A 26,325-nucleotide genomic window follows, 5' to 3' on the forward strand; every position below is an offset into this window, starting at 1 on the left:
GCCCTTCCGCTACCTTTTTTAGATCCCGAAGTTGTTTCCGAATGGTTCCTTAGCGAGGCCATTCCAGAGATCCTTGACTCGCTCTCAGTAACCTACACTCACGTTCGTCGAGTTTAGAAGAACACGTTTGCCGCCAATGGCATTTGGTGAGCTTGGCTTTCGGCGAAGTGCATTTGATAGGCGGCCGTGTTGGGGATCAGCACAAGGTCGCCTCGCGAAATTCCATGCGGGAAGCGGAAACGTCGTTGCATCAGGACCTCCGATTCGGTGCAGTAGCCGCCGACGAAGAAGCCGGTTGTTTCATCATCGTTGTTGTCGTTCGCCGCGGGATCGGGCGAGTTCGACTTTCCGATGACGATTGGATCGACCAAGAAATCGTCGCGAGTCGTCCTGCACTGAGAGCTGTTCATCATCAACCCAACGAGCAGTTCGTCGTCTGAGCCGTTTTTGACAAACTGAACTTCGGCGATCGTCATTCCGCATCCGTCCAGCAACGCCCGTCCGGGTTCACACTTCAAAGTCAATTCGCGACGGGTGATTTCACTCACGAGCGTCGGTGTCAGCACTTCGCGAAACCAGTGTACCGCGTTCCAAGGCTGCCAGGCTGGATCGACGTCTATCAATGGCCGCTGACTCCACGTCATTTCGCGGTCGATCGCGAATTCGCCATTGCTCGCGGGGTCTGGTTGAGCCAGAGCGAGAAACCTCCGCCACTGAGATTCATCGCGGAGGTAGTTGATCGGGAAACCGCCACCCATGTCCAACCACGCGATCGAGTGCCCGGTTTCGCGAAGTCGGTCGACTGTTTCGAGTGCGTCTTCGATCAGCGACCTAGTGAACTGCGGAGCGAATTGCTCGTGGGATCTTTGAACATGAAAATGAACCCCGACGACCTCGATTCGTTGGTCATCCAAAACTGTTTTCGCGAGCCGCACGAGTTCACTTGCTGGCGTTCCGAATCGCGTAGCGAGGGCCGGGAATTTCTGACGGCACGGTTGCAAGCGAAATGCAATTCGGGCGACCGGCGCCGGCTGTTCTATACACGCGAGGACTTCACGTAACGTCGCAAGTTCATCCGCGTTGTCGATCACCAGGGTGACGTTCTCGGTCACGCACAAGCGAATCAACCCGTCTGGCTTGATCGCGGCGGTGCAGAGAATCGAATCTTCAAATGGTTCGTCGAGGGAACCCTCGAACTCGCCGAGCGTTTGTCTGAGTTCCGATTCGCTGGCGACATCGAAGCCGATCGAATTGGGAATGCCGGCTCGGACAAACTCGACGCACTTGTTGGCTTTGCGAGCCAAATGAATTTGCAGCGGCAGGTTCGCTTCGGCGGCGACAGTTTTCAAATCGCAAATGGTTGCCCGCATCGGATTGGATGTCAGAACGTTGACCGGCGATCCGTGGAGCTGGATCAGTTGCTCCACGCGAACTGGGTTGCTGGCCAAATCGGTCATCCACGGCATCCAGATCGCGTCCAGCGGGACCACGCCACGGCACCGGCTGCGAAGATCGCTTGCGTGATCGTCCGAAGATGCCGGAGCGGGGGATTCGGCGCGGTTTGGAAGGATGCTGCGGTTCATGCGGGCGAGGTTAGCGTGACGCGTCTGAGACTGGAAGGAAGCGACTTGTCGACATTGAGTTGAGACGATATCCTGCCGCTTTGCCCGCGGATGTGGCGGAATTGGCAGACGCGCTAGACTCAGGATCTAGTGCCCGATAAGGGCGTGGAGGTTCGAATCCTCTCATCCGTACTTGATTGAAATTTGATGAATCAGCCCCAGTGTGGGTGCCGCTTTTTTTGATGCGGTGCCTGCGGATGGGGCTTTTTTTATGCCGTTTTCGTGTTTTTGCGTTTTGTAACAACCGACGCTACCCCTCAATTTGATTGCAGAGGTTGGTCCGGTTGTGACGAAGTAATGGGTTGTGCAGAGGAGCTTTCTGCACCGGTGGACGACAAACTCGCTCGCCGATTCATTCGAACACAAGGTGGCACCGTGACCGGCAAGCTCATTCGACTCAATCAACGGAAGCGTTCCGCGAAACTGGCGACCGCAAAACGAGTTGCCCTCGCTCTGGCAATCGCGACCTCGACGGCCATGGGCGTCTCCGCTCAGCGTCCCAATCAGCCTCAACTGAAGCACGTCAAAGTGCCAGCTTCGGTGGCCGAATCGGTTGCGACTCGCTTGAGCCTTCAGTACTTGGACCAACCCGGTGTGACGATCACGCCTGACGACCGTCCAGGCGGTGGATTGTTGGTTCTGGCTCCGCCCAATTTGCAAAACAAGATTGCCGCGGACGCCTCCACTTTGTCCAGCAGCCTGGCTCAAGTCGCCGGTTCACAAGTGGCGACGCCGATCACCGTGCATCTGGTCAACATCACTTGGCGCGAAGTCGAAGACGCCTTGCGAATCATCGCTGGCGAAGATGTGCCAGTGACGACCAGCCGCAATGGCGAGCGAGCATCGTTCACCTTGACGATGGAAAAACGTGGCGGCAGCACGACTCGAGTCGAGGTTGATCGTCGCTCCAACGCGGTCACGCTGACCACCAGCCCGATGATGCACAACACGTGGCGCAAGACGATCCAAGCGATCGATCAGGCACCTCGTTTTGCCGGCGAAGAAACTCGCGTTTACATGTTGCAGTACGCAAAAATTGCTTCGGTCCAACGTGCGATTCGTTTGCTTCGAGACTTGGACCCGAAGAGCGGTTCGGGAACGTCGGCACGCCCCGCGTCCAACCGGACTCAGCCTAATTTCCGCACCGCGGCTTTCCAAAATGACGGTGGCACGGCGCCGGACGGAGCGGCTGATGTTGCTCCCGCCGATGACGATGTCGACGGCGAAGATCCTGCGGGTCCCATCGGCGATCCCGAGATTCAGTTCGTTCCTGAGTCCGGACTGATCATCGTCAAAGGCAACAAACGCGATATCCAACGCGTCATGGATATCGTCAAAGACATCGAAGAAAAGAGCAAGCTGACTCAGCCGGAAATTGAAGTTCGTCAGCTTCAGCATGCTGACTCCAACGCGGTTGCTGCACTGCTCACGCAGCTCTACGAAGACGTTTTGTCGGCTCGCCAAGGCGATGTCAGCATCACGGCTCTCGATTCACCCAACGCATTGTTGTTGATTGGTCGCAAAGAAGCGATCGAAGCGGTCAACAACTTGATCGAGAAGATTGACCAGCCGATTCCCGACACGGATCGTTTGCGAGTCTTCCGTTTGCAGCACGCTTCGGCGACTGACGCGGAAGCCACCATTCAGACGTTCTTCACCAACCAACCAGGCGGCGATGAAGAGAATCGTCCGGGATTGGGTGTTCGCGTCCGGATCTCAGCCGATTACCGCACCAACTCGCTGATCGTCAGTGCTTCGCCACGCGATCTCGCGGAAGTCACGCGTTTGGTCGAAGAGATCGACGTACAGAAGATTCCATCGACGGCTGAAATCAAAGTCTTTCCTTTGACGAACGCTCGTGCGGAAGACATGGTCGAGGTGTTGCAAGACTCGATCTCGGGCGAGCCAGAAAACATCGCGGGTGACACCACAAACGCGGCAACTTCGTTGTCAATCGTTTCGTTGAATTCACCCGGCAACCCGATTCTCGATTCGGGCATCTTGAGCGGTGCCGTGATCACCGCCGACAGCAACGTCAATGCGGTTGTCGTTCGTGCTCCCGCCGGTGGCATGCCATTGATCGGCGAACTGATTCGTCAGCTCGATCAAACACCCGGCATCGATTCGCTGGTCAAGGTGTTCACCATCGAAAACGGTGACGCAACGCAGTTGACCACGGCTCTGCAAAACTTGTTCGGCGAGGATGCCGCAACCAACGGAACCAGCGTCGGTGCGGGCAACCTCGGCGATCTGCCATCGTTGTCAGCATCCGAAAGTGCTTTGACACCGCTCGTCTTCTCGACCGACATTCGCACCAACAGCATCATCGCCAGCGGTTCGGCCGAAGACTTGGAAGTGGTCGAGAGCATCTTGTTGCGACTCGATAGCGAAGGCTTCGCGGAACGCATCACCGAAGTGATTTGGCTCAAGCACCAGATTGCGGAGAACATTTCGACTGCGATCACCAACTATGTTTCTCAGCGTCAGCAATCCCGCAATGTGATCACGCAGTTCCAGCAAGGCCTCGGACCTTTGGACTTGCCCGATCGCGACATTGTCGCGGTTGCCGAAGGACAAACGAATAGCATTTTGCTCAGCGTTTCGCCGCGGATTTACGAAGAAATTCGCCAATTGATCGATCGTTTGGACCGACGTCCACCGATGGTTCTGATCAAAACATTGATCGCAGAAGTCCAACTGGATGACGGATTCGAAATCGGCGGTGAGTTTGGGCTACAAGATTCGCTGTTGTTCGACCGCGGCAAGGCCACGGGTGCCATCGCCACGGCGAATCCTGCATCTGATCCGGGATTCAATTTCGGCGGCACAAGTCTGCCGAACAGCAACTCTTTTGGGCAGGAAAACGTTGCGTCGCAAGGTTTGACAAGCTTCGGAGCCAACGCCAGTCAGCTGACGCAGTTGAGTGGACTGAACTCAGGCGGCTTTGTCTTCTCCGCGGCGAGCGAGTCAGTCAATCTGTTCTTGCGGACCTTGCGAGTAGCGAACCGACTGCAGATTCTGAGTCGACCTGAAATCATGACGGCCGACAACACGGAAGGATTCGTCCAGGTTGGTCAGAGTTTCCCTCGTCCGACCGAGTTGTCCTTTACTGGAGGGACGGGCGGCACGGCTTCGCAACCCATCATCGGGATCGAAGACGAGGAAATTGGGATCATCCTGCGGGTCACTCCACGTGTTGGGGCTGACGGCTTGATTTTGATGGCCATCGATGCCAGCCGTAGCGATATCAACAACAACGAAGGCCAGATCATCGGGGCCTTCCAAGATGATGTTCCGATCTTCGTTCCTGCGATTGATCGAACTCAGGCACAGGCCACGATCACTGCCTTCGATGGCCAAACGGTTGTCTTTGGCGGTTTGATCCAGAAGGTCCGTCAGAATCGAACTCGTCGGGTTCCCTATCTGTCGGATGTCCCAGTGTTGGGCACCTTCTTCAAATATGACTCCGAGATCGAGCAGCGAAGCGAACTGTTGGTCGTCATGACACCGATCCTGGTGACCGGTCATGAAGACCTGGAATACGTCAAGCAAGTTGAGTCCAGCCGGATGAGTTGGTGCTTGGCCGACGTGGTGGAGATGCACGGCGATGTTGGATTGTCGGGTGGCTATGGATTGTGGGGACCCGCTGTTGGCCCAACGATCTACCCAGACATTCATCCCACAGTGGATGTCTTCCCAGCGGCCGACATGCCCGGTGGTGGTCGAGCGATGAAGGGTGGCATGGTTCCTCCGGGGACCGTCATCAATTCGGTCGAAGGACACGTGGTGCCTGGTTCGACGAATCAGTTGCCATCTGATGTGAAGTTGAATCCTGGCGAGTCAATCATCCACAATGATTGGATCGAGGCTCCGCAGGGATCGATGCCCACGCCACAACAAGGGTTGCCCGTCGATCAATTGCCTCCACCCGTGACATCGACACCTGGCGAATTTTTGCCGGCACCCGCATCAAGCGGCGTTCCGGTGACCGGGGCAGGTTTCACTGGAACAAAGCAAGCTGGTCCGACCACTTCCCCATCGGGCACGAAGGTGCAAGCCAAACAAGTTTCGGCTCGGACACCTGCCAAGCCCGCTGTTGAAACACCTGCGGCTGAAAAGCCGGCTGGTGAAGATGCTCCGGCGAAGAAGCGTTGGTTCAATTTCAATCGTTCCAAGTAGTGACCATTGCCGTGCCGCGTTCGCGTGATTCGCATCCAGCGATCACGCCTGTGTGACACGGCAAACCGAAGTGCATCCGATTGGGACCGTCCCGACACGGATGAAAGAAGATGACGTTGTCAGCATCTCGAGCAGAACTTTCCCGCAATCGTTCTGGTCGAAGTCGGCATCGTCGATGAATATTTGTGTCGTCGTGAATCTGCATTCAAACGTGCACTGCGTTGGGATTGGATTTCGCGGTCAACCCTCAAAGCAGAGACCCAGACATGTCAGTGAAATCTCGCGCCCGAAATGCATCCCGAGTGACGCTTGGGGCTTGCTTGGTCAGTTTGACACTCAGCACCGGTTGTGCGTCGATGACCCAGTCCGATAGTTCGGCTCCCAAGAAAAGTATGTTGGAGCGGATGCCATGGGCGAAAAAAGACAAGGCTCCCGAACCTTATCCAAACCCCGCGAAGCTGGCGGCGGTTTGGTCGACAGAATCGCTGACGCAGGTCGGCCGAGTCCCGACCCGTGGGTTTGGCGGACGCATTTTCTTCTACGATGAAAAAACGAAATCCGTGCCCGTCGATGGCACGCTCGTGATTCATGGCTTTGACGAAAAAGCTGATGATCCCAAGACCGCTGTCAAGCGATTTGAGTTCACTCCCGAGCAGTTGACCAGCCACTTCAGTCAATCGGACGTGGGTGCTTCCTACAGCGTTTGGGTGCCTTGGGATGCGATCGGTGGCGAACAACGTCACATCTCATTGGTGGCGTCGTTCAAGACCAAAGAAGGCAAATTGCTTCAGGGTCAGCCGACCAATGTCTTGTTGCCGGGTTCGAAAACCGATGCTGAAATGGCGCTTGCCAATCGGTATTCGCCAGACTTCCGAGCGTGGCAGCACGCCTCGTCGGGCAAGACCTCGCCGAGCAGTGGTTTGACCACGACGACCATTTCGCGTCCTACGGTTCGTGACCGTTCGGATGTGTTGCCACCGTCGGTTGGCACCTGGAACATTGCTCGTTCGAGTTCTTCCAATTCCGTCGACATCGCGATGGTGAACCAAGGCGATGCACAGGAGAGTGCTCAGGGCGAGCCGGCGAACGCGATTGCGTCTCCGGGGAAAACTGGAACGCCGCAAGTTTTGCCGGCATCCACTCGCTTGAAGTGAGTTGAACCTGGGTGTGTTGTGTGTAGGCCAGGTTGTACCTGGCTGGGTGATTGATGGGCTGCGTTGAGTGTTGTGGGGTGGCTAGACGCCTCGCTTTGTACCAAAGCATCGGTTGGTTGCCAGGTGAGACCTGGCCTACTTGGCTGGACTCAGTGTGGTCCCTCGCTGACTCGTTCGGGTTGTGATTTTGCATTCGGTTTTGTTGGCCAACGGCCAACATCAACCCAAACGTTTTGAATTGAATTTGGCCGTTGGCCAAAATGGGACCGTGTTTTTCTGCTCCAGGGGCGATGCCCCTGGTTATGTTGAACGAGGCCGTTGGCCATACGAGGAAAAAACGCAACTTCACAACTTATGCGTCCGGCGTTGCGATGGATTGGAATGGGCAGGTCGCCGGTGACGTGGCGAGCACAAAAAAAGAGCCCGGTGGATACCGGGCTCTTTGCATTTGTCATTCGCTGATTGGCTCAATCAGCCGGGAGGCGGATCAGCCCAGTTCCCAACCATCGCGATATTCTCGCTGAACGAATTGATTGACCGCTTCCACGTTGGGGCTGGTCAAGTCTTTCGCGTTCCATTCGATGCGTTGGCCTTCGCCCGCACGCATGGCCAAGTTGCCGACCAAGATGGTTTCGGTCAGGCGGCCAGCGTAGCCGAAGTTCGACATTGTGCCGGGTTCGTACTCGCCCTTGATCGTGCTGACGAATTCCCATTTGTGACGCTCGTCGCCACTTGCTTTGAATGGGATGCGAGGCAACCAAGGTTCCGGCTTCTTGAAGTCGACGTACTTGCTTTCTGGAAGCAGGTAGTACTTCGCTCCGTAGTCGTCGGGTGAGAACACGAGGCCTTTGCTGCCGACGATGACCGCACCGGATTGTTTCCGTCCGCCATCGCGTTGAGCTTGAACGCGTTTTTGGAACGAAGCAGGCAATTGCGAAATGATGTTCTCTGGTGGCAGGTTGCCGCCGTCGTACCAGTAGAACTTACAAGGTGGCAACGTCTTGCCATCGGCACCTTCGCGTTCTGGGAATTCGAACATCAGCGAGCTGCTGCCGGGATACTGTTCGCCTTCGACGATGCCAGGGTTCTTCACCGCGGTGACCGCGACTGGATCCCAGAGGTGGAGAGCTTTAACGGGCATGTTGGTGGTGTGACAGGCCATGTCACCGAGAGCACCGGTGCCGAAGTCGACCCAACCACGCCAGTTGAACGAGTGATAAGCGCCTTTGACGAACGGACGCATCGGGGCTGGGCCGATCCAGGCGTCCCAGTTGAGCGAATCCGGCACGGGGTCTTCGCCGGCAGGACGTCCGCCGCCTTGTGGCCACACGGGACGGTTACTGAAGATGTGGATCTCGCTGACGTCGCCGATCGCGCCGCTTTGAATGACTTCCACAGCTTCGCGAAGACCATCTTCGCTGGTGCCTTGGTTGCCCATTTGCGTGATCACGCCGGTCTTCTCAGCGGTTTCTCGCATCAAGCGAGCTTCGCGAATCGACCAAGTCATGGGTTTTTGGCAGTAGATGTGCTTGCCCATGTTCATCGCTTTGACACATGCCGCCGCGTGCGTGTGGTCAGGCGTGCTGCAGGTCACGATGTCGACCTTGTCGCCCATCTTGTCCAGCATTTCGCGGAAGTCATCGAACTGTTCTGCGTCAGCGAACTCGCGACCTTTCTTAGCCAGCGTGTCGCGATCGACATCGCACAATGCAGCGATGTTCACGCCTTGATTGGCGATGTGGCTGGTATCGCTACCACCTTTGCCGCCGACGCCAATGCAGGCTGCCGACAATGAGTTCAGGGCGGAGGTCGACTCTTCTTGAGCAACGCTGGTGCCGGCGAAGTAGCCGACGCCCGCGGTCAATGCGGCCGATTGGCCAATGAAACGACGGCGGTTTGTTTTCGAGGTCATGGACAAACAGTTCCAAAGGAAGGAAGTGGTAGGTGGGCGATCCGGTGAGTCGCCATTGCATCGGTTTGCAACAAGATATCGTAGACAAACGCGACGGGCGGCGGAGATCCGTGGATCGAATTGTACTTCACCGGAGCGCCTAGATTAACAACTCAATAGAGCCAGGACAATCTTTCCGCAAGAACGATCGCAGCGTCGATTCGGCGGGAAATCTTCTCAATTGAGGCTCATTTCACGCAAACGGGGTTTTGCGAGAGTGAATGCCACCGCGCAAAAAAAGCCGCCTCCGTGAAGAAGCGGCTCACTGGTTTGTGTTTTCTCGGGATTTGGCCGCTAACTTTTTTCAGGCGGCTTGGTTTTGTCTGCCTGAGAATCGTTGCTGTCGAGGCAGATTTCCAATCAGGACGTCTCGATCAACTGCCAGTTTCCAGCGTCGGTTTCGACTTTCCAGATCTGAGGCAATGCTTCGTCCTTCAGCTGGCTAGCGACCAGCGACGCCAATGGATCAGGGATCACGAAGGCGACGACATGGTTGCGATTGCGTTTCAAGATGCGACGCACGGCTTTGCCAACTCGGTGGGCTGCTTCGAGCATTGGTTCGCCGCCGGGAGGACAGGTCGACTCGGGTGTGTCGCACAATTCGCGATACAGTCGCGGTTGATTGCGGCGAATTTCTTCGATCAGTTTGCCGTGCCACAAACCATGGTCGACGTTGCGGAACTCGTCGATCACCTTTGGTCGCAAGTCGCGACCCTTGGCGATGCAAGTCGCTGTTTCGACTGCGGATTGGCAAGGTGCACAGTAGATCGCGTTCAAACGAATGCCCGCCAATTCACTGGCCAGGGCTTCCGCTTGCAATCGACCGCGTTCGCACAGGGGCATGTCCAGATTGCCCTTCATGCGACCTTGTTCATCAAAGGTGGTCGCGCCGGGACGAATTAAAACCAGCTTGGATGCTGCTTTGGGCCAAAGTGAGATCATGACTGGACTCCTGATTGAGGAGGCGAGCCATGCATGGCTTGGGTCAGTTCGTTGATCGCTGTTTCATAGTCGTGCTGTCCAAAAATCGCGGAGCCGACGACGAACAGATCGCAACCGGCCGCACGAGCGTCGCCGATTGTTTCAGCTTTGATGCCGCCATCAATTTCCAGCAGCAGGTCTGGCTTGCGTTCTTTGAGGCTTCGCAGACGATCCAGCGAAACCGGATTGAATTTCTGACCGCCGAACCCAGCGTTGACGCTCATAACCAGCACCATGTCGACTGAATCGAGGCAGCAATCCAGCTTGGCGAAGTCCGTGTCGGGATTGATTGCGACACCAACGCCGACGCCCATGTCTCGAATTTTGCCGGCTGTTTCGACGCAGTCTTCAACGGCTTCGACGTGGAACGTCAGCAGGTCCGCGCCGGCATCGACCATCGGTTGCGCATAGGCAATCGGGTCGCTGATCATCAAGTGAACATCCAGCGGCAAGTCCGTGTGACGACGCAGGCCTTCGACAATGGGCATGCCGTAGGTCAGGTTGGGCACAAAGTGGCCGTCCATGACATCCAAGTGCAACACGCGCGTTCCCGCAGCGGTCAGCTTCTCGACCTCGGTGCGCAAGTCACCAAAATCGCATTGCAAAAGGCTCGGCAAAATTGCCGGCCCAGCGGCACGGATGGAATCGAGCTTCGCTCGGCTCATACAGTTGTCTCATCGGGGAATGGATTCACCACGCAGGTCCGGCCTGGTGGCCAATGGAAACGTCCGAAGACGCTCAACCGAGAACACTCCACAAGCACGGCAAAACCGGTCTCACTTCGTCTCTCGCTTGCACCCTGCTGCCTTGGCAGCCAAATGCCCACGTTGCGTTGGTGTGATGCGATCGCCGTGCCAAGTTTCACAAGCCAGAACCGATCCGATCGGAGGGCTGAATGCGAATTGACGACACACGATTGCATCGATGGGGCAACAGATTGATCAAGTCCCGGTGTAGCTGTCAATTGGCAGGCCAAACTCAGGGGGAGTTCCCCAAGCCACAATGGCGGCCGCAACACGGAAATTCAAAACAACCGGCATTTGCTAGCAATTGCAATGGCGGCGAATCCTCCGTAAAAATTTGCTCTCGCATGCGGTGAATTTCCCGATCCAGGCGATTTGCCGCCAGGTTTGCATCTTGCCGGGGCGAATTGCCTTGGAAAATGCAGTCTGTCACCGCGCACGAAAAAACGGCCGCCGCGTGTTCCGAAGAACTCGCGACGACCGTTGATGTCTTGAAGCCGTCGATGTCTTGAAGGCAGTGAACCCGATTCACCCGACTCGAAAGCGGAAGGACGCTTCCGAATCGTTCGGTGCAGGGTTACTCAGAGATCAGCGACCCGGATCAAATCCGGTTTGGGCGATCTCTTCTTCCTCTTGGATGATGATCCGAGGTGTGACCATCATCATCAAGCTACTCGACTGACGACCGACCGCGGTGTTGCGGAACAATCGGCTGACGTAAGGGATCTTGCTCAGGAACGGAACGCCACGTTCGTTGCGGCCTTCGCTCATTCGTTTGATCCCACCAAGAAGAATCGTGCCGCCATCGGGAACACTCACGGTCGTGTTGACTGTGGTGATGGCAAACGTCGGTTGCTGAACCGTCGTGCCTTGCGTGACGCTTTCTTCTTCTTGTTCGTCTTCTTCATCGATCACGCCGTCACCGTTGGTGTCAACGTTGCGATTACTGGTGTTGCGAGTCGTCGAGTTGCCTTGGAAGGTGAACTCGTTGACTTCGCCAATTTGGCTGAAGGTTGGAATCAGCGTCAGGCGAACGAATCGTTTGTCTTCACTAACAACACCTTGCACGTTCAGTCGTGTGCCTTCGTCGAGAACGACGATGACCGGCTGCTGTGCGACGGCAAAGTCACCGACGACTGGAACGATACTGGTCACAAACGGTCGCGATGTCTGGTCTTGGATCGACGCGATCTGACCATCGAACAGCGTCACCTTAGGTGCCTGCATCACATTCGTACGACTGTCACCCTGAGCGGCTTGCAAGAAGAAGTAAGCTTCGATGTCGCTCAAGATCGCAAACCCGAGGGTCGAGATCGCACCAGGGTCAGCACCAAAGGGTGGTGTCACACCGCTGCTGTTGTTGTCGAATCGAATGTCGAGGTCAGCCGTTGGCGTTCCATCGGCGTCCAAACCGATCGTGATTTCAGGTCCGCTGTCATCGCCTGGCAAACCAGGTGCGTTGTCATCGAACTGCAAGTCAAAGTCGATGCCGATTTGCTCGAAGAACGTGTCAGACAATGTGATGAAGCGAACTTCGATCGTGATCTGCAAGTTCTGCAGACGACGAAGCGATTCCAACAAGTCAACAATCTGATCGTGCACATCACTGGTCGTGCTGACAACCAGCGACAAGTTTTGTGGGTACGGTGCCATCGTGCCGACGCCACCGAGGGCTTCCCACGATTCAGGTTCAATCGTCGTTTGAATCAACTGCATCAGTTGGCTGAAGTCAGCCATCGACTGACCACCCAAACCACCCATTCCGCTGGGCGAACCCAAGCCTCCGGCCGAACCGTAGCTGCCACCAGTGTTGTACTGGCCCAGCATGTTGGGGCTCATCGACCCGGTGGAATTGTTGCCGGCAAAAGCACCCAATCCCGACGCCGAGACAGGCACAACTTGAACGTCCGTGTGCGGGTTGATCATTTGGTAGGCGTTTCGCAACGCACCACGCAAACCATCGTCGTAACCCGCGACGAAGTTTGGAATCGGTGTGACGAGGTCAGCGACTCGATAGGTGTGAGGAATGACCATCGATCGACGAGCGTCTTTGCTGGTCACGTTCAACACTTCATTGTCGATGACGTGAGTCAGGTCGAGATCGCCCAAGATAATGTTCAGAGCACTCTCAAGCGAGATTCGCGTGGAGATATTCTGCGAAACCGGGGTCTCGCGGTTCAAACGAATCGCGGCCAAGGCTCGGTTGTCGATCACGATCGGCACGCCGGTCATGTTTGACAAGTCATCCAGGACTTCGCCGAGTGGGCGGTCACGGTATTTGACTTCGACTTCCGTCGCGAGTTTGCGTTTGATCTCTTGTTCGCGAGGGGTGAGGCTGGTTTCAGCGTTGCCTTGCAAACGTCTCCGCGAGAGTTCTTCCCAGGAACGAATTTCGGGGAAGGCAAACGGGCGGTCAGGATCGCCAGGCACAGCTGCTTGACCGATGGCCAGCATTTCACGAACAAAGCCGTCTTCAGAACCCGCTTTGATTTCCTCATCCATTTGGATGCGGACGCCCATGCGGCTGCTGTGGAACATGCTTTGAGCGATGGGCGAACCAGGTTTCAGCTCACCCACTTGCTTGGCAATCACTTCGGCTTCGTTGAAGCGACGATCGTCCATCAAGTCGTTGAAGGTCTCGACCAGCGATGAAATTTCATCGTCGATGCGAACTTCTTTCGCTGCGTCGGTTGCCATTTCGGAACGAACCGCTTCGTTGGCGAGGTCCAGTTGGATCTCGGCGCGATGCTGTTCGACATAAGTTCGTTGATCCGACAACGCACGGTCGACCATGGCCGCCAGCGATGCCTTGGATGCTTCATCAATGCTGGCACCATCCACGCGACGACGAAGACGTTCGAGGTCGTCGACGGCATCCATTGGTGCGGTGGTGCGTTTCTCGTTGGCCTTCGACAATTCCGTCGTGATCTCGCGATACAGTCGACGGGTTTGCTGTTGGGCTTCGAGTTCCGCTTTGTCCATCGCGGACAAAGGTTGGCCAGCGGTTGGCGAAGGCAAGCGAGACGGTTGCAACAACGTCAACTTGTCTTGCAGTGCACGACGAGTTTGCGTGTCGAGCTCGGACTCAAACGTCCATGCTTTGACGAACGCTTGGCGTGCTTCTGTTTTCTTGCCTTGCGACAGCAGGTCCATTCCTTCACGGAACAGACGGTCGCCATCGGAATTCCCAAGCGGCATTGCTGCTTGAACTTGCGAGATGCCACCGGGAGCCGAGCTAGCACCACCGGCTTGTTGCACCATGAAAGGTGCTCCGGCAGTGGCTTGACCACTGGTTTGCATGATCGGGTTGGCGGCTTCCTTGGCCAAAGCGTTCAGATCCAAACCGGTCCGGCGAGCGGCGGCTTGAGTATCAAGAAGCAATTGCCACGGACGAGCGTCGCCGGGTTGGAATTCATGCTCTTTCAATCCGAAGGATTGGGCCTGGTTGGCCGACAAATAAGCATTCTTTACATCGCCTTTGTCCAGCGCGGCTCGACCGGCGGCAACCAATCGCAACGTTTCCGTGCGACGGATAGCCAACGGCAACGAAGCAGGCGTTTCTTTCGAAGTCGCAGCAGCTTTCGCGGACGAGTCGGCGGGAGGCAATGAGAACTGGGCCGATGCGTTCGGGACTGCGACCGCGGTCGACAGCAACGAAGCAATGGACAATGACACGAGCGGCCGGGTGACCTTGTGTCGCCATTGAGATTCCAGCGTCGACAACAATGTCTCCTTGGCGGAAACTTTGGTCGGCGCGGTCATCGAATGACCCATTTCGTCCTTGGTCTGTCCCTCGGGACACGACCGGTTCCGCCTTGGCGGATGATACGAGCGGTTCAACGCGACTCTCCTTCTTCGCGTGAGACATGAAATCCATAAAGTGCAGGAAAGCTCTCGCCCAGGCTCACCTCAGGTGGACTGGTTGTCGGCCGTGAACATCGAAATGTTCCGCGTTTCGAACTGGTCTCCCCGGTCGAATTCCATCCTCGTGACGGAAAACACCCAATGAGTCAGCACGAAAACCTTCCTAGCGAGGTTGGCAATACGAATTGCGGACAACCAGTGTCAACACGGCTTTGACCGATCAAATCGAATTTTTGTCAACCGGAAAATGCGATTCACGCATGAAACTGTCGGCCGAAATCTGAGAGCGGCAGGATCCGGCAGCGAAGACCCCCGAAAAGGCCGTGACGATCGCTAGATTCGCGATCGGGCAGAGTCGCATTCATCGTTCTTCCCCGCAGGAAACTCGATGAATGCGGATTCACGCAGTTTGCCGGATTGATCACGCGTCGATCGATCCGGCGGAGTCAATCTGCGAACGTTCAGATGGTGGTGATCAGGCCAACCTGGGACGCTCTCGCCCCAGCATTCGATCCAGCGAATCGGAGGTTTGGTAGATCAACGCTTCCGGGAAGTGCGCGTACGGGTGAAAGTACTCGAACGTCAAATACCCGTCGTAGCCGATCGTGTCGAAGGCTTTCAAAACGGCCGGCCAGTTCGTCGTGCCATCCAGCAGCGGACGAAACGCTTCGAGCGAGTGATCGGATCCCTTCTTGGTGTACTCCTTCAAGTGCACGTTCTGAATTCGATCGCCCAGGATCGGAATCCAATGCTCCGGGAACTGATACTCCATGATGTTGCCGGTATCGAAGTGCACTCGCACGTGATCACTTTGGAAACTGTCGACGAACTCAGCCATCTCCATCGGCGACATCAAGAAACCGTTGAAGAAGATGTTTTCCATGTTCAGTTTGACGTTCAACTTCTCCGCCTGAGGAAGCAGTTTGCCAATGGCTTCGCGAGCCCGCCGGTCGCAGACGTCGTTGGGCGTTGGGTCGTGGTCTTCACGCCAAGGCATGTGAACCGCACCGGGGACGACCAACAAGTTTTCCGTGCCCAGATCGTGTGCCGCCTGAGTCATCTTGCTCGCCAGTTCCATCCCACGGGCCCGTTCGGCCGGATCGTTGCTGGTCAGCGGATACGGCCAAAACAGAAACGAGCACAGACCGCTGATCGCGATGCCGATCTCGTCGGCCATCTTGCGGATCTCGGTGAATTCTTTGGTTCCTGATTTAGGTGACAGGTCACTGTCGAGATCGTAGTTCAGCTCGATGCCATCAAACCCGGCGTCCTTGGCCAGCTGCAAGCATTCCTTCAGCGACATCTTATCGGGGTAGGGAAACGCCCAAAGGTTGATCGACTTTTTGAACTGATACTTCGGTTGTGATTGTTTGAAAGGCGCAGCGGTCGCGATTGTGGTGGCTTGCGACGATCCCGCGGCGATGGCGGCGCTGCCAAATGCGGCGTAGCTCAGCCACTCACGACGATCGACGGCAGGTTTCGAGTTGGACTTGGGGTGGGATTTCACGAGGCGGGTTCCTTTTCAACATCAGGGTCAATGGAGGGTGGAACCAGCGTAACCGAACCGAATGTCAGCGTTGTGGATTGGCCGCAAATCCTACCCTTTCAACGTTTTGGCAATCGCGTCACAATGCGATCTCCCTTGATCCTTTGAACCGGCGAATTGACGTGAACGCACCCGAACCATCCGACTCGGCCACCCCAGATAAAACGCCGTCGAAGCACTTCATTCGCCAAGCGATTGATGCTGACTTGGAAGCCGGACGCTTTGACGGAGTTGCCACGCGATTCCCGCCGGAACCCAATGGTTACCTCCACATTGGACACGCGAAAAGTATTTGCCTGAACTTTGGTTTGGCCAAAGACATGGGCGGCACATGCAACCTGCGATTTGATGACACTAACCCCGTCAAAGAAGACACCGAGTACGTTGAGTCCATCCAAGACGACGTGCGTTGGTTGGGGTTTGAGTGGGACAACTTGCATTTCGCCAGCGACTACTTCGACCAACTTTATGATTGGGCGGAACAACTGGTCAAAGACGGCAAGGCTTACGTTTGCGACTTGAACGCCGAAGAGACTCGTGCCTACCGCGGCACGCTCACCGAACCCGGTAAAGACTCACCGCATCGCGATCGCACTCCGGAAGAAAACCTGGAGCTCTTGCGAGCGATGAAGGCTGGCAAGTTCAAGGACGGCGAGAAGACGTTGCGAGCCAAGATCGACATGGCGGCGCCGAACATCAATCTTCGTGATCCGGTGATGTACCGGATCACGCACGTGCCTCACCATCGCACCGGCGACAAGTGGTGCATCTATCCGATGTACGACTGGGCACACGGTCAATCGGACTCGTTGGAAAAGATCACATTCTCGATTTGCACACTCGAGTTCGAGCACCATCGGCCGCTTTACAATTGGTACTGCGAGAACCTTGGCATCCATCATCCTCGCCAAATCGAGTTCGCTCGTCTGAACATGACTTTCACCGTCATGAGCAAACGGAAACTCTTGCAACTGGTGAAGGAAAACCACGTGACCGGTTGGGACGATCCTCGAATGCCGACCTTGGTCGGTTTGCGTCGTCGCGGTTACACGCCCGAGTCCATTCGTGCGTTCTGCGCCGATATCGGTGTGGCCAAGTTCAACAGCACGATCGATGTCATTCGTTTGGAAAACTCAGTTCGCGAACACCTCAATTCGGTCGCGTCGCGGCGGATGGCGGTTTTGAATCCGATCAAGCTCACCATCACGAACTGGCCCGAGGGCAAAGTCGAGAAGATGAACGCGATCAACAATCCCGAAGACGAATCCGCCGGCAGCCGCGAAATTCCATTCAGTGGTGAGCTGTACATCGAGACCGAAGATTTTCGCGAAGAGGCTCCTCGCAAGTTCTTCCGATTGAAGAAGGGCGGTTCGGTTCGTTTGCGTTCCGGCTACATCGTGGATTGTCACGACGTGGTGAAGGACGACGATGGGAATGTCACCGAAGTCTTGTGCACCTACGATCCGGAAACCAAGAGCGGCGAAGACACCTCCGGTCGCAAAGTCAAAGGCACGATCCACTGGGTCAGTCGTGAGCATGCCCGAAAGGTGACCGTTCGCAATTACGACCGTCTGTTCAAAGTCGAAAACCCGGATGCGTCCTCGGACACGGGATCGTTCCTGGATCACTTGAACCCAGACTCACTGACGACATTAACCGCCCATGTGGAACCATCACTGGCGGAGGCCGCCGTGGGCGATCGCGTGCAGTTCGAACGACTGGGGTATTACGTCGTCGATCCCGATTCGACCGATGGCGAGCTCGTTTTCAATCGCATCGTTCCGTTGCGTGATACTTGGGGAAAGATCGAGGCGAAGGGGAAGAAGTAGCTCGCCAGGAATTCTCCGTGGCCGGATCCGCCAGAATTTGGAAGCAAGTTTGCCGTAGCCGAATTCGCCAGAATTCGGACTCGTTCGCATGGCGGACAGGCGCCGAGATTGCTCGGTGCCTGTTGAGTGATCGTTCAGTGCGGATCACAGGCTGGAAGCCTATGCCACTCTTTAGGTGAGGTCGTAGACTTGGCTGTAGCGGGTTCGCAGGCTTTGGATCAGCGGTTCGGCGGAGAGCGGTTTGCCGCTGGCTTGTTCGACCAGTTCGTCCGCGGTTCGCGTTCGTCCGAGCTGATGAACGTTCTTGACCAACCATTCTTGTAGCGGTGCAAAGTTCCCTTCCCGAACCATTGCATCAATGTCGCCGAGTGATTCTTTGGCAGCATCGTACAACTGTGCCGCGGCCAAATTCCCCAGCGTGTAAGTCGGGAAGTACCCGATCAAGCCCGCGCTCCAGTGGACGTCTTGCAGCACGCCATCGGCGGCCGACGGTGGGCGAACCCCGATGACTTGTTCGTAAGCATCCGCCCATGCGACCGGCAAATCATCCGTCGATAGCTCGCCGCTGATGAGGGCTTGTTCCAGTTCAAATCGTACGATGATGTGCAGGTTGTACGTCGCCTCGTCGGCTTCGACGCGAATCAGCGATGGCGAGACGGAATTGAAGCAGCGATGCAATTCCGCAGCGGTGGCATTGCCCAATTGCGCCGGGAAGCGTTGTTGGATCTGCGGGGTGAAGTGTTCCCAGAACGGCAGCGTTCGGCCGACGAGGTTTTCCCACATTCGTGATTGTGATTCGTGGATTCCCAACGACGCGTAGCTTCCCGGTGGCAATCCGAACCAGTCGTCTCGCATGCCTTGTTCGTACAGTCCGTGGCCCGCCTCGTGCAGCGTTCCGAAGATGCTGGTCGGAAGAAAGTTGGGTTCGTAGCGAGTTAGGATGCGGCAGTCAGAGGGGCCGATCGTTGTGCAAAATGGATGCGAAGTCTCATCCAGCCGACCTCGGTTGAAGTCAAAACCGATCGCTTTGGCGAGCACGTGCGAGAACGCTCGCTGTGCTTCGACAGGAAATTCCTGGGTGATCAGCGACGTGTCGACTTGTCGCGGTGAGTCTTTGATCTCGCCAATCAATGCCACCAGTTCGGTTCGCAAGTCGGCAAATGTTTTTGTGAGAGCGGCCGCTTTTGCACCTGGTTCGAATTCGTCCAGCAAGGCTTCGTAGACCGTTTGGTCATCGGTCTTCAGGAGTTCGCCAGTTTCCCGTTTGAGCGAAAGCATTTCATCCAGCACGGGCTGGAACATCGAATAGTCGTCGGCTTTGCGAGCGGCGTCCCATTGCCCTTGGCCGCGAACGCAACATGATGCGGTGCGTTGGACCAGGTCGCTGGGCAGTTTGCATTGCCGGCGGTAATCATCGGCGAGACATTTCAACGTCGCTCCGATGTCACTGTGCGGATCGGATGCTGCGTCCCAGTCCGCAAGCGAAGCGAGTTGCTCTTCGATGACCGGGGCCGTTTGCAGGGTGTGCACCAACCCGCGCAGGTGAGCGACTTGTTCGGCGCGGTAGTCCGCTCCTCCGCGTGGCATTCCGGTGCGTTCATCCCATTCCAGCAAATCCGCGGTGGTGGACAGTTTGGCCGCATCGCGAAAAGTTTGGCAAAGCGATTCGAAGGTGGCAGCGTGATCGTCGGTCGTTCGGCTCATCGAGATGACTCCATAAAAAATCCCCGGCACAAATGAATGTGCCGGGGACGTTGCCATGTTCGCTGGCGTTTGGCAAGCCGAGGTCAGCGAGTTGGTATTCTACGTCAACCTAGAAAATGTCGCCCGTATCGACGACTTCTTTGGACGCTCGAGTACCAAGTGCACCCCAGATGCCGTAGACGCTTTGGCTACCATCAATCAGCGGAGTTGATTGCTGATTTCCCGCATCGATGCTGTCGGTGATGAACTTGACGGCACCGTCGCCTAGCAAGACGTGAGCACCACCTTGGTGCCGGCTACTGCACGACGAGATGCCTTGGCTGGCGTCATCAGCCGAAAAGCAGTTCAGCGAGTTTGGTGGCTTGATGGTTTGGAACGAGGTGTACTGGATTCGACCGTCGGCCCAGCGTCCACCACGAATTTGGTTCCCGCCGCCCAAGTTGCCGGGCAGATCAGCATCGGGGAGCCAGAACTGAGGACGGGCTGGATCAACTCCGGGATCGCAAAATGCTGGATTGGTGATGACGTCTATCCCCGCGTTGAGTTGAAACTCAGCGATCAATTCGCGAGCACCGATTGTCGTCGCCACTTCACCCATGGCGATTGTGTTGGACAATCCGTCAAGGCAGTCTCGGAATTTCAATTGATGCCGTGCCCAGAACATCCCTCGGTTTCGAGCTCGAGCCAGGGCTGCCCAGTTGGTGTTGTTTCCGGTCGCGCGGCCTTTGATGCCAGCTTGCCCGGTGGCGATACCGCCATCTTCGTAGTTGCCGCGTTCGTTGCGACCACCTGAGTGAACCAGTTCAATCGCGTCGCCAAGGCAAAAAGCAAAGTTGGATCGGCCGAGTGCTGGCAGTCCCACGCCTGGGTCGCTGGGGCAGCGAAGGGTGGGGATGTTCGTCATCCAAGGTGGAAAGTCTGTCCGCCAAGGTCCTGGGTTAATCAGCATGCCTCCGCCAGGAGTTTGGTAAGGGTTGCTGACAACGTCCCAGATCGCTTGTTGTTCCATGAACGGCGTCAAACCGACCAGGCCGCTCAGATACAAGCGTTGCGTCAATGCGGAGTCGGCCGTGGTCGTGTAGTTCGCTCCCGTCATCTGCTGCGGCAATGTATTGAATGCCGAGTGATAGTTGTGGACCGCAAGTCCCATCTGTTTGAAGTTGTTGCTGCAACTCATTCGGCGTGCCGCCTCGCGAGCGGCCTGGACCGCGGGCAACAGCAGCCCCACCAAAACGCCAATGATGGCGATCACCACCAGGAGCTCCACCAGCGTGAAGGCTCCTCTTTTCTTGCTGCTCATGGGGAAAATTCTCTAAAGACATCGAGAAAGCTGATGAAATTGCCAAGTACGCCTCAAGCAATCAGCAGCCGGGAAAAAAAGGGAGGGATGGATCGGTTGCGATCGCTACTGGTCCATCTGTTCGAGGTAGGCCTGTTGTTCGGCCTCTTGTTCGGGAGTCATTTGGTTGGGGTCAGCCACCGTCTGCGAAGTGCTGGATGGACAGCCTGTAATCGCTAATGAAACCGCTACCAGAATCAGAGCTGAAAGTCGCGGAAGAGTACTCATGTAGAAAAACCACCATTCGGAAGAGTGAGGAGCGATTGCGAACGCAAGAAGGTGGTCCTTCCCGCTATTTAGAGATAAGGGAAGGTGCTCTCGCGTTGCATTTGGCTCAAAGTTACAGCCTTTCGGCGCATTGGCAAGAGAATTTTTGACCCGGATGGTCGTCTTGTTTTACCTAGCGAGCTCGGCGAAGACGCCTCGGTCTGGGTTTGAAAAGATCCGCCGGCGAACTTGGGGGCCGCCATCCGATTGAGAAGAAATCTAAGAATCGGGTTTGTTTGGTGTTTGCGAGACTTGAACTAGGCCTCGAGTGACATTTTCTGGCGAGTGATGAGGCCTTGAAGTCTATCGAGAAGACGCCGTTTTTCAGTCCCGGCCGTTTGTCGTTGAAAATAGATAAAGGTGTCCAAGACGCCCTTGATGTTGGGTGCCGGGGAGCCATCGCTGGAGTTCCTCTCGCTGCGTTGATGACAGGGAACGCGTGAGAAACCAATGCCTTGAATGGGCATTGTTGGTGGATTTTGAAAGGACCGCATTTTTCCATCCTTCCGCCGGCGTTTGAGATCCCAAGGCATGAAGGTTTGCTTCGGAACCCAACGAGTACGGTCCGTTGGCAGGAAACGTCAGATAGTTCGCGAGATCGGCGTTTTTGACCTCTCCCACAATGGGCGGTTGCTCGATCAAATAGCCGTCAATCCAGACGTGATGCTCGGTCTGAAGCGTGTTTTCCTTGTCTTTGGGTGTGGTTTCTGCGGCAATCAACCGAAGAGCTTTTCGCCAGTCTTCGCCGCGATGCACCCAGTAGGAGGTCACTCGCGGTAACCAGGGTCGATTTGGTCCAGGCTGACTCCATTCTGGGGTCCAGTAAATCGATCCTTGCGCGAAAAAGACCGTAAATAACGATGTGAAAGCAATTGACGCCGCTAAGATTTCGTAGTGTCTTCGAAGGTTCAGAGCGGCGATCCAGGCACCGAGACTGATGCAGCCGAGCGGCAAACCTGCGATCAGATAGCGCCGATGCCAGATTGGAACCCCAAGAAATTTTGCCAAAAAAAATCCGGAAATCACAGAGATCATCAGGGCACTTAGTGTCAAAGCTGCAAAAGAAGCGGGACGAACGCGGAAAGCGGGGGGGGCAGTCGCAGGCGAAACATCGTTCGACTGCGACTTGGAGCCGGTTCGAAATGGCAGAGTCGCCGAACCGAGCAGATAGAAGGCAAAGGGAATGAGGGTCCACCCTACCCATGGCCACATGCTCCAAAGAGCGAAGAGTGATCGAGGGCGGCCAAAAGCTTCCCAGGCATCCCGGTGGTTCCAGATTTCTCGTTGATGATTGGCGATCAGCAGTCCAACAATCATCCACCCCGCCAGCCACAGCACGTGCCGAATAGTGCGTCGTTTGAATTCAGTGGGGTTTCCGTGGGCGTGAACCAAGTCGCTCACTGACAGTGCGATCACGAGCGGGGCGAGCGTCACCAGGGAAGTGACGTGCATCAAAATCGCAAACAGGACGCTTGCGTGCAGCCCCACCCAGTCTCGTGCTCTAGTCCGAGACGCCGACGTCCAGATTCGAGCGGCAAAAAGGATTGCGGCGGTGCTGCCCAAGATGACGGCGGCATACGGCCGAAGTTCAGTCCCAAAGAATGCAGCATTGCGATCCAACGCGAAAAAGAGGCCGGCGATCGTCGCTGCCAGCAGGCTGCCGTGGTAACGCAGGGATCCCCAGGTGATCAGAGCTGCGGAAAGGCTGACGCACCAGAGGCTGGTTAGCCGAGCCAGGACTTCCACGGGGTAGCTGGCGAAAGGCTCGGGCCAGGGAATCTGTTGCCAGATCCAAAGGGCCCAGAAGTACAGCGGTTGCTGGTTTCCCATTTTTGCTCGTGGAGCCACTTCGTCCCAGCCGTCGGCGACGCACCATGCCGTGTGAAGTTCGTCGATCCAAAAGCTTTCGGCCAAAAACGGCCATCGAAACGCGAAAGTCAGGGCGAAGACCGCGATCACGCACACCCACTCGATTGCGGTGGTGCGACGTTTTTCGGGAAGCGATCGTGCTTCGGCTGTCTTCGGAGCAGGCGTGGAAAAGCGTTTCATGGGCCAAGCCTAGCCCAAGGTTGTTGGCTCGGTAAACTGACCGACCGGCTTTCGCAGCCGAGTCCACTTCGTCGATCCCTTCCTCGTTCTTTTCCGCATCGTTGCCGTGCCTGAATTTTCAATCCAAACCGTTGACGCTCGCGATCCTTCTTCGTGTGAAGCTGCGGAAACGCTGGCCGCGTTGCGAGAAAAGTTGAGTCCTCGTGGGGACTTGGTGAGTCCGCGTGGTCGTGAGTTGACGTTGAAAGTGTTCGGCAAGGCTCTGACGCCGATCGAGGTCGTGGAAACGATCTGCAACGACGTTCAGTCCCAAGGCACCGAGGCTTTGTTGCGGTACACCCAGACGCTCGATGGTGCTGAGTTGACCGCCGAGACGTTACGAGTGCCGGAAGCAGACTTGAAGGCCGCCCATGCCGCGGCGGACCCGAAGCTGATCGAAACCATCGGCCGAATCCGCGACAACATCGCCACGTTCCAGTCCGCGATTTTGCACCGAGATGTCACCATCACGCCGCGTCCGGGAGTCTCGCTGACCCAACGTTACGTGCCGATTCCTCGCGTGGGAATTTGCGTTCCCGGTGGTGCGGCGGCTTATCCATCAACGGTGATGATGACGGCGATTCCGGCTCAGGTTGCTGGCGTCGATGAGATTGCGGTGGTCGCGCCTCCGACCCCGTTTGGTGCTTACAACACGGACATGCTGGCGACTTGTTACGAGCTGGGTATCAAGGAAGTCTATCGGTGCGGAGGAGCACAGGCTGTCGCCGCGATGGCGTACGGATGCGATGCCTTGCCCGCGGTCGACAAAATCGTCGGACCCGGCAACCTGTTCGTGGCATTGGCGAAGAAGCACGTGTTCGGCACCGTCGACATCGATTCGTTTGCCGGGCCGAGCGAAGTGATTGTGATCGCGGACGATTCTGCGGACGCCGCTTTTGTTGCGTCGGATTTGTTGGCTCAAGCCGAACATTCGCCCGGATCGGCAATCTTGATCACATGGGATGAGTCGTTGCTTGCAAAGGTCGAATCGGAATTGGCTCGGCAGCTTGCGGAGCTCGAGCGTGGCGATTTGGCTCGCGATGCTTTGTCCGATTTCGGCGCTTTGGTTTTGGCTCGCGACGCCGATCACGCCTGCGAATTGACCGACTCGTTCGCGCCGGAGCACTTGCAAATTGAGACTCGCCAGCCGGAATCGTTGATTGCGAAAATTCGGCACAGTGGCGCGGCATTTTTGGGGCACCACACTCCGGTGGCCTTGGGCGATTACGCGGCTGGGCCCAGTCACGTGTTGCCGACGGGAGGCACGTGCCGTTGGGCGGCGGGGTTGTCGGCCAACAGCTTTTTGCGGTCCGGGAGTGTGACTCAGTTCGATCAATCGGCTCTGGCGGCAATCGCTCAAGATGTGATCACGGTTGCGGAGAAAGAGGGCCTGACGGCTCACGCACGCAGTATTTCGATTCGAACGGAATGATTGCCCGTTGAGGAAACGCGGTCCGATTGCTACGTTTTTGAGTCGCTTTCCACGCACCAATCGCCCATTTTGGCCGCAACATCAGTGATCGCCCCCAACCTCGCCTCGCAGCTTCCTGACGACCAACGCATTGTCATCACCGGCGTCGGTTTGACATCGCCCAACGGCAACGACTGGGCAACGTTTCGTCAGGCGTTGCTGGAAAAACGCAGCGGTGTGCAGCCGTATGAGATCCGCTACTTCGGTGAGACTTTGGCGGGCGTTTGCGATTTCGACGCGAAGAAGTATCAATCCAAAAAAGACATCCGCCGGGGAACTCGCGCTGGCAGCGTCGGCGTTTACACGGCTCAAGAAGCTGTCGCTCATTCCGGGTTGGATTGGGAAAACGTCGATAAGGATCGAGTCGGAATTTACGTCGGCGTGACTGAACACGGCAACGTTGAGACCGAAAATGAAATCCACGTGATCAAAGGGTTCGACTACGACACGAGTTGTTGGTCGCACCACCACAATCCGCGCACGGTCGCGAACAATCCCGCGGGTGAAATTGCATTGAACATGCAGATTACCGGGCCGCACTACACGATCGGTGCCGCTTGTGCCGCCGGAAACGCTGGCATCATTCAGGGTGCTCAGATGCTGCGGTTGAACGAGTGCGATGTGGCGATCGCGGGCGGAACCAGCGAGAGCATTCACACGTTTGGGATCTTTGCCAGTTTCAACAGTCAGAACGCTTTGGCGACTCACGCGGATCCGACGCTCGCTTCTCGTCCGTTTGACCAAAAGCGAAACGGCATCGTCGTCGCGGAAGGCGGTTGCTTGTACACGCTGGAACGACTCAGTGACGCCAAGGCTCGCGGGGCGGAGATCCACGGCGAGTTGGTTGGTTACGCGATGAACACGGACGCGACTGATTTTGTGTTGCCCAACCCGGAACGCCAAGCTCAATGCGTTCAGAAGGCTCTCAAGCGAGCCGGATTGGAAGCGGACCAGATCGACATCGTCAGCACGCATGCGACGGGAACGAACAGCGGCGACATTCAAGAGTGTGCTGCTTTGCGAAGCGTGTTTGGAAAATGCGAGAATGTTCGCATCAACAACACAAAGAGTTACATCGGGCACGCGATGGGAGCCGCCGGCTCGCTGGAGTTGGCTGGCAATTTGATGGCGTTTCGCGATCAAGTCGTGCACCCCACGATCAACGTCGATGAGCTGGATCCCGAGTGTGACTTGCCGGGCTTGGTTCTCAACGAGCCCCAGGAGAAACCTCGCGTGGATTACATCCTGAACAACTCCTTCGGGATGCTCGGCATCAATTCAGTCGTCATCGTCGGCCGAGTTTGATCAAGAAGTCGCGCGCCGCTAGCCAACCGCGAGCAACCTCCAATTCCAAATTTGCACTTTGCAATTGTCAATTTGCAATTTCAGTGCTCGGCCCTCCCCTCGCTTCGCTCGACCCTCCCAGAGGGAGGGTGAATCGGAACGAGGCCTTTTGTTCCTTGATCCACTGATCCCCGTGGTCCTGTGGTCCTGAGCCACTTTCCCCCTCTCTGCGTCGATCTGTCTCGTTTCAATTGAGCGGAGTCCACCTGTGGTGCCCCTTGTGTCGAATCCCGATGCCGTCGA

Annotated in this window: 15 protein-coding genes and 1 tRNA gene; 6 read left to right on the plus strand and 10 right to left on the minus strand. The window is 56.4% G+C overall.

All coding sequences use genetic code 11. The features are described from left to right. Positions 1 to 113: 113 nt before the first annotated feature. Entirely contained in the window at positions 114 to 1,583 is a 1,470-nt protein-coding gene (locus CEE69_RS03425) for a Y4yA family PLP-dependent enzyme (protein ID WP_233214579.1), read from the minus strand. An 86-nt stretch (positions 1,584 to 1,669) separates the two neighbouring features. Here CEE69_RS03425 and CEE69_RS03430 point away from each other — a divergent pair. The 3 genes from CEE69_RS03430 (at position 1,670) to CEE69_RS03445 (ending at position 6,955) form a co-directional block, all read left to right on the plus strand. Continuing rightward, positions 1,670 to 1,754: transfer RNA gene (locus tag CEE69_RS03430), tRNA-Leu, on the plus strand. Between the two features lie 243 nt (positions 1,755 to 1,997). Beyond that, complete coding sequence (locus tag CEE69_RS03435) at positions 1,998 to 5,801, plus strand: secretin N-terminal domain-containing protein (RefSeq protein ID WP_099259690.1); 3,804 nt, start codon at positions 1,998 to 2,000, stop codon at positions 5,799 to 5,801. Between the two features lie 266 nt (positions 5,802 to 6,067). Continuing rightward, a complete protein-coding gene (locus CEE69_RS03445; RefSeq protein ID WP_099259351.1) occupies positions 6,068 to 6,955 on the plus strand; it encodes a hypothetical protein in 888 nt (295 codons plus the stop codon). Between the two features lie 487 nt (positions 6,956 to 7,442). On the opposite strand, the gene CEE69_RS03450 is transcribed toward CEE69_RS03445, so the two are convergent. From CEE69_RS03450 to CEE69_RS03475, 5 genes are all read right to left on the minus strand, one after another. Beyond that, positions 7,443 to 8,867, minus strand: coding sequence for a Gfo/Idh/MocA family protein (locus CEE69_RS03450; RefSeq protein WP_099259352.1), 1,425 nt, complete (start codon positions 8,865 to 8,867; stop codon positions 7,443 to 7,445). A 399-nt stretch (positions 8,868 to 9,266) separates the two neighbouring features. Beyond that, positions 9,267 to 9,848: a histidine phosphatase family protein gene (locus CEE69_RS03455; RefSeq protein WP_099259353.1), complete on the minus strand. Its 582-nt coding sequence runs from the start codon at positions 9,846 to 9,848 to the stop codon at positions 9,267 to 9,269. Then, a complete protein-coding gene (rpe, locus tag CEE69_RS03460; RefSeq protein WP_099259354.1) occupies positions 9,845 to 10,552 on the minus strand; it encodes a ribulose-phosphate 3-epimerase in 708 nt (235 codons plus the stop codon). Before rpe ends, CEE69_RS03455 begins: the two co-directional genes overlap by 4 nt. Positions 10,553 to 11,218: 666 nt before the next feature. Next, positions 11,219 to 14,392 carry a type II secretion system protein GspD gene (locus tag CEE69_RS03470; protein ID WP_233214580.1) on the minus strand — a complete coding sequence of 1,058 codons (3,174 nt, stop codon included), beginning with the start codon at positions 14,390 to 14,392 and terminating at the stop codon, positions 11,219 to 11,221. Between the two features lie 577 nt (positions 14,393 to 14,969). Beyond that, the gene (locus CEE69_RS03475) at positions 14,970 to 16,001 is read right to left on the minus strand and encodes a sugar phosphate isomerase/epimerase family protein (RefSeq protein ID WP_233214581.1); all 1,032 of its coding nucleotides are present in this window, start codon (positions 15,999 to 16,001) and stop codon (positions 14,970 to 14,972) included. Between the two features lie 143 nt (positions 16,002 to 16,144). Here CEE69_RS03475 and CEE69_RS03480 point away from each other — a divergent pair, with 143 nt between their 5' ends. Further along, positions 16,145 to 17,869, plus strand: coding sequence for a glutamine--tRNA ligase/YqeY domain fusion protein (locus tag CEE69_RS03480; protein ID WP_099259356.1), 1,725 nt, complete (start codon positions 16,145 to 16,147; stop codon positions 17,867 to 17,869). A gap of 171 nt (positions 17,870 to 18,040) precedes the next feature. Here CEE69_RS03480 and CEE69_RS03485 read toward each other — a convergent pair whose 3' ends face one another. From CEE69_RS03485 to CEE69_RS03495, 4 genes are all read right to left on the minus strand, one after another. Beyond that, positions 18,041 to 19,573, minus strand: a complete 1,533-nt coding sequence (locus CEE69_RS03485) for a carboxypeptidase M32 (RefSeq protein WP_233214583.1) — start codon at positions 19,571 to 19,573, stop codon at positions 18,041 to 18,043. Between the two features lie 109 nt (positions 19,574 to 19,682). Continuing rightward, positions 19,683 to 20,873, minus strand: coding sequence for a DUF1559 domain-containing protein (locus tag CEE69_RS03490; RefSeq protein ID WP_099259358.1), 1,191 nt, complete (start codon positions 20,871 to 20,873; stop codon positions 19,683 to 19,685). Positions 20,874 to 20,978: 105 nt separating this feature from the next. Then, positions 20,979 to 21,140, minus strand: coding sequence for a hypothetical protein (locus CEE69_RS32345; RefSeq protein ID WP_158230950.1), 162 nt, complete (start codon positions 21,138 to 21,140; stop codon positions 20,979 to 20,981). A 363-nt stretch (positions 21,141 to 21,503) separates the two neighbouring features. Beyond that, entirely contained in the window at positions 21,504 to 23,228 is a 1,725-nt protein-coding gene (locus tag CEE69_RS03495) for a glycosyltransferase family protein (RefSeq protein WP_099259359.1), read from the minus strand. A gap of 106 nt (positions 23,229 to 23,334) precedes the next feature. Here CEE69_RS03495 and hisD point away from each other — a divergent pair, with 106 nt between their 5' ends. Beyond that, positions 23,335 to 24,699: a histidinol dehydrogenase gene (hisD, locus tag CEE69_RS03500; protein ID WP_099259360.1), complete on the plus strand. Its 1,365-nt coding sequence runs from the start codon at positions 23,335 to 23,337 to the stop codon at positions 24,697 to 24,699. Positions 24,700 to 24,783: 84 nt separating this feature from the next. Continuing rightward, positions 24,784 to 26,043 carry a beta-ketoacyl-[acyl-carrier-protein] synthase family protein gene (locus tag CEE69_RS03505; protein ID WP_099259692.1) on the plus strand — a complete coding sequence of 420 codons (1,260 nt, stop codon included), beginning with the start codon at positions 24,784 to 24,786 and terminating at the stop codon, positions 26,041 to 26,043. Positions 26,044 to 26,325: the final 282 nt, after the last annotated feature.

The sequence above is a fragment of the Rhodopirellula bahusiensis genome, from assembly GCF_002727185.1.
In the GTDB taxonomy this organism is placed as follows: Bacteria; Planctomycetota; Planctomycetia; order Pirellulales; family Pirellulaceae; genus Rhodopirellula; species Rhodopirellula bahusiensis.

What these genes read in the sequence shown, in the direction of transcription:
- rpe (WP_099259354.1), bottom strand. Translation starts at nt 10,552, where the DNA reads ATGAGCCGAGCGAAGCTCGATTCCATCCGTGCCGCTGGGCCGGCAATT.
- CEE69_RS03485 (WP_233214583.1), bottom strand. Translation starts at nt 19,573, where the DNA reads ATGAGCCGAACGACCGACGATCACGCTGCCACCTTCGAATCGCTTTGC.
- CEE69_RS03470 (WP_233214580.1), bottom strand. Translation starts at nt 14,392, where the DNA reads ATGACCGCGCCGACCAAAGTTTCCGCCAAGGAGACATTGTTGTCGACG.
- CEE69_RS03450 (WP_099259352.1), bottom strand. Translation starts at nt 8,867, where the DNA reads ATGACCTCGAAAACAAACCGCCGTCGTTTCATTGGCCAATCGGCCGCA.
- CEE69_RS03425 (WP_233214579.1), bottom strand. Translation starts at nt 1,583, where the DNA reads ATGAACCGCAGCATCCTTCCAAACCGCGCCGAATCCCCCGCTCCGGCA.
- CEE69_RS03445 (WP_099259351.1), top strand. Translation starts at nt 6,068, where the DNA reads ATGTCAGTGAAATCTCGCGCCCGAAATGCATCCCGAGTGACGCTTGGG.
- CEE69_RS03495 (WP_099259359.1), bottom strand. Translation starts at nt 23,228, where the DNA reads ATGAAACGCTTTTCCACGCCTGCTCCGAAGACAGCCGAAGCACGATCG.
- CEE69_RS03490 (WP_099259358.1), bottom strand. Translation starts at nt 20,873, where the DNA reads ATGAGCAGCAAGAAAAGAGGAGCCTTCACGCTGGTGGAGCTCCTGGTG.
- CEE69_RS32345 (WP_158230950.1), bottom strand. Translation starts at nt 21,140, where the DNA reads ATGAGTACTCTTCCGCGACTTTCAGCTCTGATTCTGGTAGCGGTTTCA.
- CEE69_RS03455 (WP_099259353.1), bottom strand. Translation starts at nt 9,848, where the DNA reads ATGATCTCACTTTGGCCCAAAGCAGCATCCAAGCTGGTTTTAATTCGT.